Origin of the sequence: Streptomyces ficellus (assembly GCF_009739905.1) — a bacterium.
Taxonomy (GTDB): Bacteria; Actinomycetota; Actinomycetes; order Streptomycetales; family Streptomycetaceae; genus Streptomyces; species Streptomyces ficellus_A.
Genome location: NZ_CP034279.1, coordinates 6,784,444 through 6,801,403, shown reverse-complemented (window position 1 = coordinate 6,801,403; position 16,960 = coordinate 6,784,444). Strand labels below are relative to the sequence as shown.

The following is a 16,960-nucleotide window of genomic DNA, read 5'->3' as shown; positions in this document are numbered from 1 at the left end:
GTTGACTCAGGTGGGGGAGTCCAACGGCGTGGCACAGTGCTCGTGGAAGAAGGCGGCCGACTTCCACATCCAGGGGCACTACGCCCGTTCACTCTGCGTGACGTATTCCCCGAACAGCGGGCCGCTCGTGCTGGGTTCCACACTGAGCGACGCCGGCGGGTCGGACTTCCTTGTGCTCGTCCCGCGGCTCCCTGACACCAGTGGCAGCGGGCAGCCCTGGGTCCTCCGTGCAAGTCCCCTCTTCGCCCCCGGCATGCCCGTCGTGGGGGGCGGATTTTTGCCCTACTACCCGGCGACGGGGCAGAAGAACGTATACGTCTACTACTTCCTGGAGGGGAAGAGGCTTCTGCGCTACGAAGAGTGGGGCGGACAGTACCAAGGCCCGTACGAGGTCAGCACGACAGTGGACCAATTCTGCGGGACCTACTATGTGCCGAACCTGAACCAGGACAACCCGCAAGGGGACGTGGGGTTCGCCTACCTCGAAGGACAGCACCTGGTGACGGGTTCGTACATGACACCCGGGCACCACCTGATTCTTGATCCGGTCATGGGCGCCGGGTTCACCGCCCAGGCGCGAGCGCAGGTCTGGCAGGACGCGAACGGCCTCCTGCACGTCTTCGGCACGTCCTCCAACCAGGGGCAGACGGCTGGCAACCTCCAGGTTCTCCACCAGCGAAGCTGGCAGACCCGGGAAGCGGGTCTGGGGCCCGACACGGCACGGGTGGTACAGCCGGCGTGGACCTCGGCGAACGTCGCGGCCGCCCCGGTCGGCATTGGGGGTTACGACCTGGCACGCCCACAGGACCGCCTCGTCGCCTTCGACTACACCGGTCAGGGCTCGTCCGACCACCTGCTGGCATACCGCCCGGGGGAGAAGGTCGTGTGGGTGATCAAGCGTACGCCGGAACCCGGCGGGTTCACCCACGCGTACCAGTCGGCCGCGGGACTCCCGGACTACGACTTCGCGTCCTACGCGGACCAGGCCGTGGCCTATGACTACACCGGTTCGGGGAGTGCGCGATACGTACTCGCCTACCGGCCGGGGGCCGGAAAGTTCGCCATCCTCCAAAAGAACCCCGGCGCTGAGGGGTTCACCGCGGCGGTCTCCGTGACGTCAGGGGGGATCGGTGAACCCGGACGGAAATACGATCTCGCCAGCACCGCCGACCGGCTGGTGCCCTTCGACTACTCGGGATCGGGGAAGAACACTCACCTTCTGGCTTATAGACCGGGCACCGGAACGGCTTGGGTGCTGGCTCCGAACGGTGACGGGACTTTCCACCCCGTGGTGACCTCCAGTACCGGTTTGGGCGGCTTCAACCTGAACAATCCCTCGGACATCGTCATCGGCCTCGACTACGGCAGCACAGGCAGCAATACGCACCTGCTGGCATACCGCCCCGGCACGGGGATCGTCTACATCGTCCAGCCCGACAAAAGTGGCGGGTTCACAACCGTGATGAAGAGCGACGGTAAGGGCATCGGTGACTACGACCTCATCAGGCCCAACGACCGCCTTGTGCCCTTCGACTACACGGGGCTGGGGAAGAACGACCACATCATCGCCTACCGGCCCGGAGACGTCACCAAGTACGGCGACCAGACGGTGTGGATCCTCAAGAGGGACGACGCCGCACCCACACGGTACGCACCCGCTGTGCAAAGCCGCTACGGCATCGGGGGATACGATTTCACCTCGTCGGCCGACACGGTGTCCCCCTACGACTACAGCGGCACCGGCAGCTCTCAGTACCTGGTGGCCTACCGCCCAGGAAGCCGCAAGGTTTCCGTCATGGGGCAGCGCGGCGGCAGGATGGCACCCGTCTATCAGGCTCCACCGGGTCCCTCGACGCTCGTCACGGTCGGCCTGCATGCCGACATCATCGGGTTCCAGCTCGACCCGTATCCGGATTTCAAGCCGTCCGAGCTGATCAAGATGAGCGGGATGAGCGCCGCGGAGGCGTACTGTCTCTGCACGCAGGACATCACGACGTCGCAATGGCAGACGGACAAGGTGCGGGTTCCGCCTCCCAAGGAGGAGGAAGCACCCTTCATCGTCTCCCACTACGTGGCCGAGGCGACGCTGTTGTCCAAGCAGGGCAGCCCCATGGAAGCGCACAGCGTGAGCGTCTCCGCGGACTCGCTGGTCGAGGTACAGATCGACGAGGTGTCCTATCAGGTCGGACCGGGCCGGACCATCGCCGTCATGACCAACCAGTCGGGCAAGCTGGTCATCTCCATCGCGGCCCGTGGGCTCAACCCTCCTGTGGTCCACCTGAATGCCGACGGCCTCCGGGAAGGAGCCGCCATCGACTTCGCCGCGAAGGCGAATTCCTTCCTGGCCGGCGAAGGCACGCTGCCCTCGCAGAAGGGCACCTTCACTCCCGAACTCCTGAAGGACGCGAAAGCCGTCCCCAACGACCCGTCGGTCAAGCTTGAGGACGCGCCCCCACTCGCGAACTGGGACGCTCTGGAGGAACGCGGGCTCACCCCGAAGGTCGTCGTCGACCACTGCAGCAACATGTACGCCCAAGCCGCCGGCGGTGAGGAACTCAAGCTCACCTTCGACGGGCGGACGGCCGAGCCGGTCGTGGGGTACGTGATCCAGCTCTGGGACGAGGACAGACCGGCCTTCCAGGCCTTCCGGAGTCAGGAGGAGCTCGAGGCCTACCGCGCCTACCGCAACAACCACCCGTCCTACGGGGGCTGGTGGGACGACTTCACCAGCTGGGCGTCGGACGTGTGGGAGGGCATCAAGACGGGCGCGACCCGGGTCGCCGAAGTCATCGTCTCCACCGTCGTCGAGATCGCCATCTGGATCGGCGATGCCGTCGTCTCTCTCGGCGAAATGATCATCGAGGCCATCGAGCAGGCGATCCAGGCGGTCGAGGCGGTCTTCCAGATGATCGCCGACGCGATCATGCGGGTGATCGACTGGCTCAAGTCCCTCTTCGCCCTCGACGACATCTGGGACACGAAGGAAGCGCTGGAAACCATTTTCCTGAGCACGAGTACGAAAATGACCGCGTGCCTGACTTCCGTGGCTGGGCTCACCGAGGACTGGTTCGAGGCGCAGAAGGAGAAGATCAACCACACCTTCGACGAAATGATCAATCGTTACGAGGGTGCGCGAATGGGCGACTTCGGGAACAAGGTCGATCCGGCTCCCTCTCCCACCGGAGGAGATCTCGAACAGAAGGACATGTCCTCCCCGCAGGGAACATGGTTCCTGAACAAGACGCTGGGCGCCCCGGCGGCAACGGACGCGCAGCCCTTCAGCCTCGTCGATCCGCCCCTGGTGTCGGAACTGGACACGCTGGTGCAGAAGCTGACGTCCAGTGCGAGCTTCGGCACCCTGGTCGACTTCAGCGCCACTCTGCAGAACTTCGTAGAGAGCTTTGTCTCGAACAGTGACGACCAGACGGGCCGCTCGACCTACGCCAGCCTCCTCGACGGAGTCCGGAACTTCATCATCAAGGCGCTGGATGCCGCGCACGACGTCGTCCAGGCTCTCCTCGAATTCGCCGAGGCGGGAGTGGCGAAACTGACCGATCTGGTGAAGTACCCGATTTCCCTCCCCCTGGTCGACACTCTCTACGAGTGGGTCCAGACGGTGGCCTATCCGCTCAGGAAGCCCGAACCGCTCACCATCGGCGGATTCGTCTTCCTTGTCGCCGGGTTCTTCGTGACCACCATCCACAAACTGATCTTCGGCGTCGATAACCCGCCGTTCCCCAAGGAACAGTTCACGACTCTCGACGGCCCCATGGAGGAACCGGATCCACCCCCCGAACATCCTGGCGACCCGGTCAAGAACCAACACATGGTCGGCCTCCAGGCCACCGGTGTCCCCTGGGCCTTCCTGCAGGCATTCGGTGTCGGGCTCACGGACATCATGGAACCCATCCTCCTCAAGAACAACAGCATGGGTGAAGGAATCTCCAAGCTGATCAATGCGTCGGTCGCCATTATCAACGGCTACCAAGGGCTCGTACTGGGTAGTCCGGAGATCATGGGGGCCAAGCAGTGGTCCGATCTGTCCAAGGGCGCCTACGCGCTCAGCATCGCGAATTTCTTCGGGGACATAGTCCTCGCGCTCGGCGGTGACAAGATGGACAAGGAGCTCGCCTATCCGAGGAGCACGCTCACCAAGAACCTCGGCACCACCTGGCTCGAGAAGGCGGACAACATCACGGTCGGCTCCCTCCTGCAGACCGCCATCGGAATCGCTTCCATGGTGGTGCAGTGCGTGGATCTGGCCGCGGGACCGCCGAACACGGACGCAAGCAAGGCCGCTGCCTGGGTGAACGCCGCATGCGGTCACACGCACAACATCTTCCAGATCGTGCGGATGATCGCGCTGAGGTTCGTCAAGAACGAGGCGTGGCGGAAAGGCCTTTACATCGGGGCCACCGTGGCCGACGCAGCCGTCATCGCCACCGGCGACCTGGCTGTAGGTGTCCCCGCCTGCATAGCCCTCGACCACGCACCCCGTATCACCAACGGTGGAGAGACCCGTGAGAAGGAGGTGCTCGTGCCTGCCGGAACGAAGGACACGCCGTACACGGACACCTTCACCGTCGAGGGTGCAGGCGCCGACGTACCGCTGAACAGCCCGCTCAACTACTGGGAGATCGTCGATGGCCCGCCCGGCCTGCAGATCACGCCCAAGCCGGACGACGCGACCAAGGCAACCTTCACGGGTACACCCACGGTGCAAGGCACCTACCACTTCACCGTACGAGTCTGGGACACCTTCACCCCGAAGTTGTGCTCCTACTCGGGACCCATTGAACGGGTCCTGCGCGTGAGGACCAAGCCGTACTTCACGATCACGATCAACCCAGGCCCCTGAACGGGCCGGTACCGAGGCCGTGCTCCTGGCTCACCAGCCCCGGACAACGAGCACCCTCACGAATTCGACCGGGTGGCGCGCGGTTCACCAGCCGCCACCCGGTCGAACAGTCTCCGTCGGGGGTCCTGTGGGCGACGAGGGTGGACCGGCATGCAGAAGGCCCAGACGGTTGTTCGGATGATTCGGATGAACCGTAACCACCACCTCGGTGAGCGTGTTCCCCGACGGCTGCCTGCAAGAGCTCCTGTCGTCAGCCCGAGTCCGAGGGATCGGTGCGAACCCGACAAGTCGGCTGGTTCTCCTCGTTGATGACCAGGGACTCCTCGCGCCCGTCCTTGTACGGATTGCTGAAGAGCGCCTCCCCCCGGTACGGGCACGCCCGTTCCTCGCTCGGACATCCGCCAGTCGTCGGGGCCCGGCGAGTACGGACGACCGGGGATACTGGCCCCGCCGGAGACCGACGACGCTAAGGGGCGGGAATGGCGGACCAGTTAAGGAACGGGCGCGGGGCGCGGCACGCGGTGGTGGTCGGCGGGAGCCTCGCGGGGCTGCTCGCCGCCCGGGTGCTCGCGGAGCACGCGGAGCGGGTCACGGTCGTCGAGCGCGACCGGTACCCCGACGAGCCGGAGGCCCGGCCCGGCGTGCCGCAGGGGCGGCACACGCACGTTCTGCTGGAGGGTGGTCAACTGGCCCTGGAGCAGCTGCTCCCCGGGGTGGTGGACGAGCTGCGGGAGCAGGGGTCGCCGCGGGTGGCGATGCCGCGCGACCTGGTGCAGTGGCAGGGCGGCCGGTGGTTCCGGCGCACCGCCGGCACCTCGCCGCTGTTCACCGGCGCCCGGCCGCGGCTCGAACACCTCGTCCGGCACCGGGTGCTGGCCGACCCGCGGGTGCACGCGGTGCAGGGTGCCGAGGCCGTCGGGCTGCTCGGGGACGCCACCCGGGTCCGGGGCGTGCGCCTGCGGGAACGCGGGTCCGGCGAGACCCGCGTGCTGGAGGCGGACCTGGTGGTGGACGCCTCCGGCCGCGCCACGCAGGCGCCCCGGTGGCTGGCGGAGATCGGTGCCGAGCCGCCGCACGAAGAGAACATCGAGACCGGCCTCGCCTACGCGACCCGCCTGTACCGCGAGGAGACCCCGGGCGGCGTCGCGGACTGCCTCGGCATCTACGTCATCCCCGGCCCCGGGCAGACGTACGGCGGCGGGGCGATCCCCATCGAGGGCGGCGCACATATGGTCACCCTCTCGGGGCTGCGCGGCGACGAGCCGCCCACGGACGGGGACGCCTTCGAGGAGTACGCCAAACGGCTCCCGCACCCCCTCCTGCACGACTGGCTCACGAAGGCACGCGCCGAGTCGGCCGTGCGCGGCTTCCGCGGGACGGCCAACGTGCGCCGGCGGTACGACCGTCCCGGCCGCCGTCCGGCCGGGTTCCTCGCCACCGGTGACGCCCTGTGCACCTTCAACCCGATCTACGGGCAGGGCATGGCGGTCGCCGCGATCAGCGCGGTGGCGCTGCGGGACGCGCTGGCGGACCGCCGGCGCACCCCGACGACCCGGCGGGTGCAGCGGGCCCTGCTCGGCGCCTCCGAGCAGGCCTGGTCGATCTCCTCGGGGTCCGACAAGAACATGCCGGGCGCCACCGGCAACGCCGTCGGGTCCCGTCTCCTCGACCGGCCCGCCGCCTGGTACCTGAAGCGGGTGGAGGCCCGCTACACCGGTGATCCGGTGGTGGGTGAGGCGTTCCGGTCGGTGCTCGCGCTGGTCGAGCCGGTGAGCGTGCTGCTCGCGCCGAGCATCGCCCGCGCGGTGCTGTTCGGGCCGGTGCCCCCGACCCCGCCGGAGCCGCCCCTGCGGCCCGAGGACGGAGACGCGGGCTCCCCGCCTGGGCGTGAGGGGAGCCCGGGCGCGGTCAGGGGCGCATCACGACCTTGACCGCCCCGTCCCGCTTCTCCTGGAACATCTTGTACGCGTGCGGGGCGTCGGACAGCGGCACGTGGTGGGTGGCGAAGTCGTCCACGCCGAGCGGGTCGGCGTCGGTGAGGAGCGGGAGGATGTCGTCGACCCAGCGGCGGACGTTGGCCTGGCCCATGCGCAGCTGGAGCTGCTTGTCGAACATCGTCAGCATCGGCATCGGGTCGGCCGCTCCGCCGTAGACGCCGCTCAGCGAGATGGTGCCGCCGCGCCGCACCAGGGCGATGGCCAGGTAGAGGGCGGCCAGCCGGTCGGCGCCCACCTTCTGGTGCAGCTTGGCCGCCCACGCCTTGGGCAGCAGTCCGGCCGCGTTCTGCTGGGTGCGGGCGACCGGGCTGCCGTGGGCCTCGGTGCCGACCGCGTCGATGACCGCGTCGGGGCCGCGGCCCGCGGTGCGGTCCTTGACGGCCTCGACGAGGTCGTCGTCCTTGTCGAAGGCGTTCAGGTCGAACACCTCGACGCCGCGCTCGCGGGCGCGCTGGAGGCGTTCGGGTACGAGGTCGACGCCGATGACCTGGGCGGCGCCCTGGTGGAGGGCGATACGGCAGCACATGTCGCCGATGGGGCCGAGCCCGAGGACGGCGACCGAGCCGCCCGGGGGGACGTCGGCGTACTGGACGGCCTGCCAGGCGGTGGGCAGGACGTCGGACAGGTACAGGAAACGGTCGTCGGCCGGGCCCTCGGGGACCTTGACAGGGCCGAAGTGGGCCTGCGGGACGCGCAGGTATTCGGCCTGGCCGCCGGGCACGGCACCGTACAGCCTGGTGTAGCCGAAGAGCGCGGCGCCCATGCCCTCCTCGGTCACCTGGGTGGTCTCGCACTGGGTCGGCAGCCCCGAGGTGCACATCCAGCAGCGCCCGCAGGCGATCTGGAACGGGACGACCACACGGTCGCCCGGCTTGAGGCCCGGTACCTCGGGGCCGGCCTCCTCCACGATGCCCATCGGCTCGTGGCCGAGGATGTCACCGGGGGTCATGAAGGGGGTGAGGACCTCGTACAGGTGGAGGTCCGAGCCGCACAGCCCGGTGGACGTGACCTTGATGATCGCATCGGTCGGCTCTTCGATCTTCGGGTCGGGCACCGTCTCGACCCGTACGTCGCGCTTTCCCTGCCATGTCACGGCCCTCATCGTGCGTTTCCCTTCGCCGGCTCCTGCGGGGGCGCGGCCCGGGTACCCGGGCGCCGGACGGTGAATCCGATTCGGCCAGAGTGGGCGGGAAGGCCCGGCACCCCCTTCCCTAGAGGTTTAGACCAATGATAGGGATTGCTCACCCGAACGGCACGCTCGACTACTGTGAGCGAAGGAAATTGAGGGTTGAACATGGCTGAGCCCCAGACCCCCGCGGCACTTCCGCTCTACCTCCGGGTGGCCGCCGCGCTGCGCGACGACCTCACCCAGCGGCGGATCGCCCCCGGCAACCGGCTGCCGTCCGAGCGGTCCCTGGTGCACCGCTTCCGGGTCAACCGGCACACGGTGCGCGCCGCCCTGCAACTGCTGCGCGACGAGGGGCTGGTGGTGACCGAGCGGCGGGGCACGTTCGCCGCGTCGGCCGCCCCCGGCGAGGCGGGTCCGGTCCTCGCCCCCGGCCTGCTGCGCTTCCCGTGCGGCACCGGCACCTCCGACGCGTCGGCCGTGACCCGGCTCGCCTGGGAGCCCACGCCCACCGGGCTCGCCGAGCGGCTGGGCCTGCTGCCCGGCGAGCCCTCGCTCGTGCACCGCCACCACGTCCCGGGCGCCGGGACACCCTCCGTCCAGGAGGCGCTGTCCCGGTTCTCCCCGCACGCGCTCGCCGAGGTGCCCGAACTCGGCCGTTTCCGGCGGCAGGAGGACTGGCCCGCGCGGCCCGACCTGCGGTTGCTGTACCACTGGATGCACCGCGCGGGGCTGCGGCTGACGCGCCGCGAGTCGATCGGCGTGGGCCACGGCCCCGTCGCCACCACCTGCCTGACCGTGCACCGGGTCGTGAGCGACCAGCACGGGCACGTGCTGGAGGTCACCGACATCCGGTTCGCGCCCGAAGCGGCCTCCTGGACGTACGAGTTCACCGGGTAGGCCGCCTCCGCACGCCGCCCCGGGACGGGGGCCGCGTCAGACGATGCCCTCGGATATCTCCGCCTGCTCGCGCGCGTTGCCATAGGCGGCGGGGGTGCCGTAGGAGCGGCGGGCCACGTACCACCACGCGGTGGCCAGCACCAGCACCGTCGCGAGCGCGATCACGGCGTAGTTCATCGAGTCGATGGTGACCGGGGACTTCTGCGGCAGGCAGAACAGGACCGTCACCAGCGCCACCCACACGACCGCCGTCCAGCCGATCGGCCTGCTCCACCGGCCCAGGGACCAGGGGCCGGGCCGGAAGCGGTTGCCCGCACGCAGGCGCAGGTAGATGGGGATGGCGTACGCGGGGGTGATCCCGATGACGTTGATGGCGGTGACCGCGCCGTAGGCGGTGGCCGAGTACAGCGACGGCACGGCGAGCAGGGCCGCCACGGCGACCGACAGCCAGACGGCGGGCACCGGGGTCTGGGTGCGTGCGCTGACCTTGCGCCAGAGCGCCGAGCCGGGCAGCGCGTTGTCGCGGCTGAACGCGAACACCATGCGGCTGGCGGCGGCCACCTCGGCGTTGCCGCAGAACAACTGCGCCACGATCACGACCAGGAGCAGCGCCGTGGCGCCGCCGGAGCCGAGCGCGTCGAGCAGGATCTGCGCGGGAGGTACTCCGGTCGCGCTGTTCTGTGTGCCGGCGTAGTCCTGGATGGCGAAGGTCAGCCCGGCGAGCAGCGCGAAGCCGGCGAGCCAGGAGACCCAGATGGCCCGGACAATGCCCTTGGCCGCCGTGACCGACGCGTTGGAGGTCTCCTCGGAGAGGTGGGCGGAGGCGTCGTACCCGGAGAAGGTGTACTGGGCGAGCAGCAGGCCGACCGCGGCCACGTAGAACGGGTTGGCCCAGCCGGTGTCGTTGACGAACTCGGTGAACACGAACTCGGCCGACTGGTGGTGGTCGGGGACGATCGCCAGGGCGCCGACGATCACGGCGACGCCGGTCAGGTGCCACCACACGCTGATGGAGTTGAGGATGCTGACCAGCCGGACGCCGAAGAGGTTCAGCACGGCGTGCAACAGCAGGATGCACAGGAAGATGACGAAGGTGGAGCCGGGTGTCGGCTCGAAACCGAAGCGCAGGTTGAGGAAGGCGCCGGTGAACAGCGCGGCGCCGTAGTCGATACCGGCGATCGCCCCGAGCAGACCGAGCAGATTCAGCCAGCCGGTGTACCAGCCCCAGCGGCGGCCGCCGAGCCGGTCGGCCATGTAGTAGAGGGCGCCGGAGGTGGGGTAGGCGCTGGTCACCTCGGCGAGCGCCAGGCCGACGCAGAGCACGAACAGGCCGACGCCCGCCCAGCCCCACATCATCACGGCCGGGCCACCGGTGCCGAGGCCGAATCCGTACAGGGTCATGCAGCCGGACAGGACGGAGATGACGGAGAAGCTGATGGCGAAGTTGCCGAAGCCTCCCATCCGACGGGCGAGGACCGGCTGGTAGCCGAGTTCCCTCAGCCGCTCCTCCTCGTCCGTCGGCGGGGACGGCCGCTCCGGACCGGCCCATAGGGTGCGGGACATGGCGCTACCTCCTGGTGGTGGGTGGGGCGTGTGCGGTCAGCGGTTCACGCGGTCGGCGGGTGACCTGGTGCACGGTCGCCGGGTGTCGGGTGTCGGGTGTCGGGTGCCGGGTGCCGGCCGACGGGTGAACGGTCAGCGGGGCGTGTGCAGGCACCGGCTCCGGGCGCGGAGGAACAGCTCCTCGGCCAGGGCCTGGTCGCCGGGGTCGCGAGTGCGGTACGCCCAGGGCTGCGGGGTGTGGTACGGGCCCAGTACCGTGAAGACCCCGGCGGCGTCGTCGAACCGCAGGGCTCCCCACAGGGCGTGCGCCAGGTAGTTGAGGTCGAGGATCGACTCGGCGGCGGGATCGGTCCGTTCGAACCAGTTGCGCAGGGCCCGGTCGGCGTCGCGGTCGGCGTCCTCGGCCACCCAGTGCAGGTCCAGGGCGCGCTCCTGGCCCCGTTCGCGCCGGTACCGCTCGACCCTCGCGTACAGCGGCAGGACGTGCAGGGCGGAGCCGGGCGGAGCCGAGGCGGCGGCCCACTGCACGAAGTTGACCGCCTCGGAGAGGGATCCGCTTCCCGAGTGGCGGGCGTACAGGAACTGGAGCATCCGGTGGTACGCCTCGCGGTTGTGCGGGTCGCGTTTGTCCGCCTCCGCCAGCAGGCCCCAGGGGCCAGGCGGCAGCATGGGCCCGGGCGGCCGCACCCGGTGCTCGTCCATCCGCTGTTCGTCGTCCAGTACGGCGAGGGCCAGCAGGCCCACCCAGGGCACCGGGTCGGCGGGTGCCACCTGCGCGGCGGCCCGGCACGCCTCCCAGGCGAGCGTCCACAGCTCGCCGGTCCGGGAGTGCCCCTCGCGGTGGGCGCGCAGGGCGCGTTCGACGGAGACCCGGGCGTGCATGACGGCGGCCGCGATGCTGTGGGGTTGCTCGGCGCGCCACGCCTGGACGACGTCGGACCCTGCGGCCACCGCGGCGAGCACCTGGGTGCGCCGGGTCCACAGGGAGCGGTCGGCGGTGCGGGCGGTGTCCGTCAGGAGCTGGGCCATCGACAGCCAGCGCCCGGTCCGCAGGTCCTGGAGGACTCCGCGCAGCGCGGAGTCGTGGCCCGCCGGGTGGTACACCGGCCGGAAGTCCTGGCCGGGCATCACCCCGTCCCCGTCGGTGGGCAGGCCGGTATCGGTGTGACGGTCATGGGTCCTCGTGAGCGCGCGTGGGGGTGTGGCCGGTACGTCGGGGAGAGCGGTCGGACTGCTCCCTGACTACCGGCCGTTGATCGGCGATCACTATAGGGCTCGTTGAACGAAGTCGGTCCATTTTTGCGCGAGAAGCGCAACAAACCGAAAAACAAAGCTCATTGATGACGCGTCAGTACGCTACGCCCGGCTCCGCTCGCGGCCGGTCGCCCCCGCTCCGTGTCCGTATGATCACGGACGGACCTTGACGCCGAAGCCGGTCTGGACCACGCTTCCGTTCGACGATCTTTCGCATCCGCAGCGGATGCGGACCCGAGCGGACGGGAGTGGCCGATGACGGGCCCCGTACTGGCCGTCGACCAGGGCACGTCGGGCACCAAGGCCCTGGTGATCTGCCCCGACCGCGGAGTGATCGGCTCCGGTGCGGCGCCGGTACGCCCGCGCCACCTAACGGGCGGCCGGGTCGAGGCCGACCCGCACGAGCTGCTCTCCTCGGTCGTCGACGCCGGGCACCGCGCCCTGGCCGACGCCGGCGAACCGGTCACCGCCGTGGGCCTCGCCAACCAGGGCGAGACCGTCCTCGCCTGGGACCGGGCCACCGGTGCGCCCCTGACCGACGCAATCGTCTGGCAGGACAAGCGGGCGGCGGGGATCTGCGCGGAACTCGCCCCGCACGCCGAGCGGTTGCGCCACACGACCGGCCTGCCGCTCGACCCGTACTTCGCGGCGCCCAAGATGGCGTGGATACGCCGCCACCTGACCCGCGAGGGCGTGGTGACGACCAGCGATGCCTGGCTGGTGCACCGGCTGACCGGCGAGTTCGTCACGGACGCCGCCACGGCGGGACGCACCCAGCTCATGGACCTGGAGGCGACCGACTGGTCGCCGGAGGCGCTGGAGGCGTACGGGCTGACCGGTGAACGGCTGCCACGGATCGTGGACGCCGCCGGGCCCGTCGGCAGGACGGGCGCCTTCGGCGGCGACCTGCCGCTCACCGGGCTGCTGGTGGACCAGCAGGCGGCGCTGCTCGCCCAGGGCGCCACCACGCCGGGCACGGCCAAGTGCACCTACGGCACCGGGGCGTTCCTGCTCGCCCAGACCGGCGCCCGCCCCCGGCGCGGCGCCTCCGGGCTGGTCGCCTGCGTGGCGTGGCGCCTCGCCGGGCGGACCAGCTACTGCCTGGACGGGCAGGTGTACACGGCCGCCTCCGCCGTGCGCTGGCTCACCGACCTCGGCGTGATCGGCGGGGCCGCCGACCTCGACCCGGTGGGCGCCTCCGTACCGGACGCGGGCGGCGTGACGTTCGTACCCTCGCTGGCCGGGCTCGCCGCGCCGTGGTGGCGCGGGGACGTCCGCGGATCGCTCACCGGACTGGGGCTGGACACCACCGCCGGGCACCTGGTGCGCGCGCTGTGCGAGGGCGTCGCCGCGCAGGTGGTGGAGCTGGCCGAGGCGGCCGCGACGGACCTGGGCGCACCGCTCGCGTCGCTCCGCGTGGACGGCGGGCTGACCCGCTCCGCGCTGCTGATGCAGACGCAGGCCGACCTCCTCCAGCGGCCCGTCGAGGTCTCGGCGCTGCCCGACGCCACCGCCCTGGGCGCCGGAGCCCTCGCCCGGCTCGGCCTCGATCCGCGGCTGCCGCTCGATGAGGCCCTCCCGCGCCGGGCGCCGTCGGCCGTGTACGAGCCACGCGTCACCGCCACCGAGGCGGCCGAGCGGATGGGGGCGTTCCGTTCGGCGGTGGCGGCGGTGCTGGAGCGCACGCCGTGACGCCCGTACCGTCGCTGCCATCCCTGTTGTCGCTGCTGTCCCGGCAGTCCCGGCTGCACCAGCTGCACCGGCGCCGGGGAGGGTCGCCGGCGGGTGTGCCGACCGGGACCGGGCCGGCCGGGGAGGCCGTGCCCGGGGCGTCGCTTCCTGGCGAGACGTACGACGTGGTGGTGGTCGGTGCCGGGGTGGTGGGCTCGGCCATCGCCCGTGAGCTGGCGCGCTTCCCGCTGCGCACCGCCCTGGTGGAGGCCGCGGACGATGTCGGCGAGGGCACCTCGAAGGCCAACACCGCGATCCTGCACACCGGTTTCGACGCCGTTCCCGGGTCGCTGGAGGCCAGGCTGGTGCGGGAGGGGCAGCGGCGGCTCGTCGCGTACGCGGCCGAGGTGGGCATCCCGGTGGAGCCGCTGGGCGCGCTGCTCGTCGCGTGGGACGACGAACAGCTCGCCGCGCTGCCGGGGCTGGCGCGCAAGGCGGAGCGCAACGGCTGTCCCGGGACGCGGATCATCGGCGCCGACGAGCTGCGGGCGCGTGAACCGCACCTCGGGCCGGGCGCGCTCGGCGCGCTGGACGTGCCGGGCGAGAGCGTGATCTGCCCGTGGACGACCACCCTCGCCTACGCGACCCAGGCCGTGGGCGCCGGGGTGGACCTGCACCTCGGCTGCCGGGTGCGGGACGTGCGGCCCGGCGGACGCTCCGGGCACGAGCTGGTGACGACCCGGGGCGTCCTGCGCACCCGGTACCTGGTCAACGCCGCCGGGCTGTACGCGGACGAGCTGGACCGGATGCTGGGGATCCGCGACTTTACGGTGACGCCCCGGCGCGGCCAGCTGATGGTGTTCGACGCCTTCGCCCGGGATCTGGTGCGGCACATCCTGCTGCCGGTGCCGACCGCGCTGGGCAAGGGCGTACTGGTCTGCCCCACCGTGTACGGCAAGGTGCTGCTGGGCCCCACGGCCGAGGACCTCGACGACAAGGCGGCGACCGGCTCGACCGCCGAGGGCCTGGCGTTCCTGCGGGAGAAGGGGCGGCGGATCCTGCCGGCCCTGCTGGAGGAGGAGGTCACGGCGGTGTACGCGGGGCTCCGGGCGGCGACCGGGGAGGACGACTACCGGATCGCCTGTCACCCGGAACTGCGGTACGTCACGGCCGGAGGGATCCGCTCGACGGGCCTGACCGCGTCGATGGCGATCGCCGCGCACGTGGTGGAGCTCTTGGCGGAGGCGGGGCTGGAGCCGGGCGCCGTACGCCCGTTGCCGACGGTGCGCATGCCGAATCTGGGCGAGGCGTTCCCCCGCCCCTACGCGGACGCGCAGCTGATCGCCGAGGATCCCGCGTACGGCGAGATCGTGTGTTTCTGTGAGCGGGTCACCCGCGGCGAGGTCCGCGACGCGCTCGCCTCGCCGGTCCCGCCCGTCTCCCCCGCCGGTCTGCGGCGCCGGACGCGGGCGGGGAGCGGGCGGTGCCAGGGGTACTTCTGCGGGGCGGAGCTCCGGGAGCTGTTCGAGGGGGCGCGGTGACGGTCACGCGGACGGTCGACGTGCTGGTCGTCGGGGCGGGACCGGCCGGGCTCGCCGCGGCCGGCCGGCTGGCGGCCCTCGGCGCGGGCACGGTCGAGGTGCTGGAGCGGGAGCGGTCCCCCGGAACCAGGCGGGGCGGGTACGGGCGAGGCACCCGGGCCGGACGGGACACGGGAGCCGGGCGGGGCGCCCGGGCCGGGTGGGGCGCCCGGGCCGGGTGGGGCGCCGCGCACGACCGGGCCTGGCGCGCGGCGGTACGGGCCGGGGCGGTGGTCCGGACCGGTGTCACCGTCACGGGCTGGTCCGGCCCGCTCACGCTGGACGTCACGGGCGCGTCCGGCCGGGAGCGGATCGCCGCGCGGGCGGTCGTCCTGGCGACCGGCGCCCGGGAGCGCCCGCGCAGTGCCCGCCTGGTGCCGGGGACACGGCCCGCCGGGGTGCTGACCACGGGCGAACTGCTGCGGTCGGTGGACGCGTACGGGCACGCCGTCGGCACCCGCGCGCTCGTCGTCGGGGCGGAGCCGGTCTCGTGGGAGGCGGTGCGGGCGCTGCGCTCGGCGGGCGTGGAGGTGGCCGCGCTGGTCACGGAGCGGCCGTGGCACCGGCCCGGGGCGTTCACCGGGCGGGTGCCCGTGATGGGCGGGACGACGGTGGCCGAACTCCTCGGGCGGGGGCGCCTGTCGGGGGTGCGGCTGCGGCACCGCGACGGTCGGGAGGCGACGGTGGCGTGCGACACGGTGGTGTTCACCGGGGACTGGCTGCCGGAGCAGGAGCTCGCCCGGCTCGGCGGTGTCGCCCTGGACCCCGGGACGCGGGGGCCGGCGGTGGACGGCGCGTTCCGCACGTCGGTGCCGGGGGTGTTCGCGGTGGGCGACGTGCTGCACGGGGGTGAGCCGGCCGGTACGGCGGTCGTGGAGGGCCGTGCGGTGGCGGGGCCGGTGCTGGCGTTCCTGTCGAATCCCGCGGGCGGGTGCGGGGCGGGGGTGCCGGTGGTGGTGGACGCGCCGCTGCGGTGGGTGACGCCGAACCGGCTCGACGCCCCGGGGGTGCCCGGTGGCGCCGGGTGGCGCGGTGCCGGCGGGGGACGGTTCCTGGTGCGCGCGGCGCGGCGGTTGGTGCGTCCGGTGGTGGTGGTCAGTCAGGACGGGGTCCTGTTGTACCGGAGACGGATGTGGCGCACGGTCGGCCCGGACAGGTCGGCTCCGCTGCCGGCCGGCTGGGCGGGGCGGGTCGATCCGGCCGGGGGGCCGGTGCGGATCAGGGTGATGTGAGCCCGGCCGCCTCCGCCGCTCGGCCGAGGACGTCGTGCAGCATGGCGGGTGTGAGGCGGCCGGTGAAGGTGTTGCGCTGGCTGACGTGGTAGCAGCCGAACACCTCCAGGTCCGCTCCCCCGTCGGTGGCCGCCAGCGTGACGTGCGCGCCGTGCGCGAACGCGGGCCGGGGCCTGGGCACCGACCAGCCGCCTGCGGCGAGTGCGGGCAGGGCGGCCTGCCAGCCGAAGGCGCCGAGCACGACGACGGCCCGCACCGTGGGGCGCAGCAGGCGCAGTTCGGCGGCCAGCCAGGGGCGGCATGTGTCGCGCTCCTCGGGGGTGGGCTTGTTGGCGGGCGGGGCGCAGTGGACCGGGGCGGTGACCCGTACCCCGTACAGGCGCAGCCCGTCGTGGAGGTCGGTGGCCTCCGGCTGGTTGGCGAGCCCGACGTGGTGCAGGGCGGCGTAGAGGACGTCGCCGGAGCGGTCACCGGTGAACATGCGGCCGGTGCGGTTGCCTCCGTGGGCGGCGGGGGCGAGGCCGATGACCAGGAGCCTGGCGTCGTCGGGGCCGAAGCCGGGAACGGGCCGGGCCCAGTAGTCCCAGCCGGTGTAGGCGCGGCGGCCCTCCCGGGCGACCTGTTCCCGCCAGGCGACCAGGCGCGGGCAGGCCCGGCAGTGGGTGACGCGCTCGTCCAGCGCGGGCACCGACCGGGCGAGGGGTGCCTCGCGCGGGGGCAGGACGGGGTCGTGGTCGGGGTCGCCGGACCCTTCGGACACGGACATGTGGTCTCGCGCT

General features: G+C 71.7%; 10 protein-coding genes. 6 read left to right on the top strand and 4 right to left on the bottom strand.

Annotation, left to right across the window (positions count from 1 at the left end; all coding sequences use genetic code 11):
• Nucleotides 1-28 precede the first annotated feature (28 nt).
• The gene (locus EIZ62_RS30540; protein WP_156695891.1) at nucleotides 29-4,858 is read left to right on the top strand and encodes a hypothetical protein; all 4,830 of its coding nucleotides are present in this window, start codon (nucleotides 29-31) and stop codon (nucleotides 4,856-4,858) included.
• Nucleotides 4,859-5,337: 479 nt separating this feature from the next.
• On the top strand, nucleotides 5,338-6,789 hold the full coding sequence (locus tag EIZ62_RS30535) for an NAD(P)/FAD-dependent oxidoreductase (protein ID WP_156695890.1): 1,452 nt from the start codon (nucleotides 5,338-5,340) through the stop codon (nucleotides 6,787-6,789).
• Here EIZ62_RS30535 and EIZ62_RS30530 read toward each other — a convergent pair.
• Nucleotides 6,767-7,957, bottom strand: coding sequence for a zinc-dependent alcohol dehydrogenase (locus EIZ62_RS30530; RefSeq protein WP_156695889.1), 1,191 nt, complete (start codon nucleotides 7,955-7,957; stop codon nucleotides 6,767-6,769). The two genes, EIZ62_RS30535 and EIZ62_RS30530, sit on opposite strands and share 23 nt — an antisense overlap.
• Nucleotides 7,958-8,149: 192 nt before the next feature.
• Between EIZ62_RS30530 and EIZ62_RS30525 the strand changes: the two genes are divergently transcribed.
• Nucleotides 8,150-8,881 carry a GntR family transcriptional regulator gene (locus tag EIZ62_RS30525; protein WP_156695888.1) on the top strand — a complete coding sequence of 244 codons (732 nt, stop codon included), beginning with the start codon at nucleotides 8,150-8,152 and terminating at the stop codon, nucleotides 8,879-8,881.
• A 36-nt stretch (nucleotides 8,882-8,917) separates the two neighbouring features.
• Here the strand turns inward: EIZ62_RS30525 and EIZ62_RS30520 are convergent, their stop codons facing one another.
• Together EIZ62_RS30520 and EIZ62_RS30515 are read right to left on the bottom strand one after the other, a co-directional pair.
• Nucleotides 8,918-10,444, bottom strand: a complete 1,527-nt coding sequence (locus EIZ62_RS30520; RefSeq protein ID WP_156695887.1) for an amino acid permease — start codon at nucleotides 10,442-10,444, stop codon at nucleotides 8,918-8,920.
• 132 nt (nucleotides 10,445-10,576) lie between these two features.
• Nucleotides 10,577-11,572 (bottom strand): hypothetical protein, encoded by a 996-nt coding sequence (locus EIZ62_RS30515; protein WP_156695886.1) that lies wholly within the window; start codon nucleotides 11,570-11,572, stop codon nucleotides 10,577-10,579.
• A gap of 381 nt (nucleotides 11,573-11,953) precedes the next feature.
• Between EIZ62_RS30515 and EIZ62_RS30510 the strand changes: the two genes are divergently transcribed.
• The 3 genes from EIZ62_RS30510 (at nucleotide 11,954) to EIZ62_RS30500 (ending at nucleotide 16,181) form a co-directional block, all read left to right on the top strand.
• Complete coding sequence (locus tag EIZ62_RS30510) at nucleotides 11,954-13,390, top strand: FGGY family carbohydrate kinase (protein WP_156695885.1); 1,437 nt, start codon at nucleotides 11,954-11,956, stop codon at nucleotides 13,388-13,390.
• Nucleotides 13,391-13,518: 128 nt separating this feature from the next.
• Entirely contained in the window at nucleotides 13,519-14,910 is a 1,392-nt protein-coding gene (locus EIZ62_RS30505) for an NAD(P)/FAD-dependent oxidoreductase (protein ID WP_156696681.1), read from the top strand.
• The gene (locus EIZ62_RS30500) at nucleotides 14,907-16,181 is read left to right on the top strand and encodes an NAD(P)/FAD-dependent oxidoreductase (protein WP_156695884.1); all 1,275 of its coding nucleotides are present in this window, start codon (nucleotides 14,907-14,909) and stop codon (nucleotides 16,179-16,181) included. Before EIZ62_RS30505 ends, EIZ62_RS30500 begins: the two co-directional genes overlap by 4 nt.
• Here EIZ62_RS30500 and EIZ62_RS30495 read toward each other — a convergent pair.
• The gene (locus tag EIZ62_RS30495; RefSeq protein WP_156695883.1) at nucleotides 16,168-16,947 is read right to left on the bottom strand and encodes a uracil-DNA glycosylase; all 780 of its coding nucleotides are present in this window, start codon (nucleotides 16,945-16,947) and stop codon (nucleotides 16,168-16,170) included. The genes EIZ62_RS30500 and EIZ62_RS30495 overlap by 14 nt on opposite strands.
• Nucleotides 16,948-16,960: the final 13 nt, after the last annotated feature.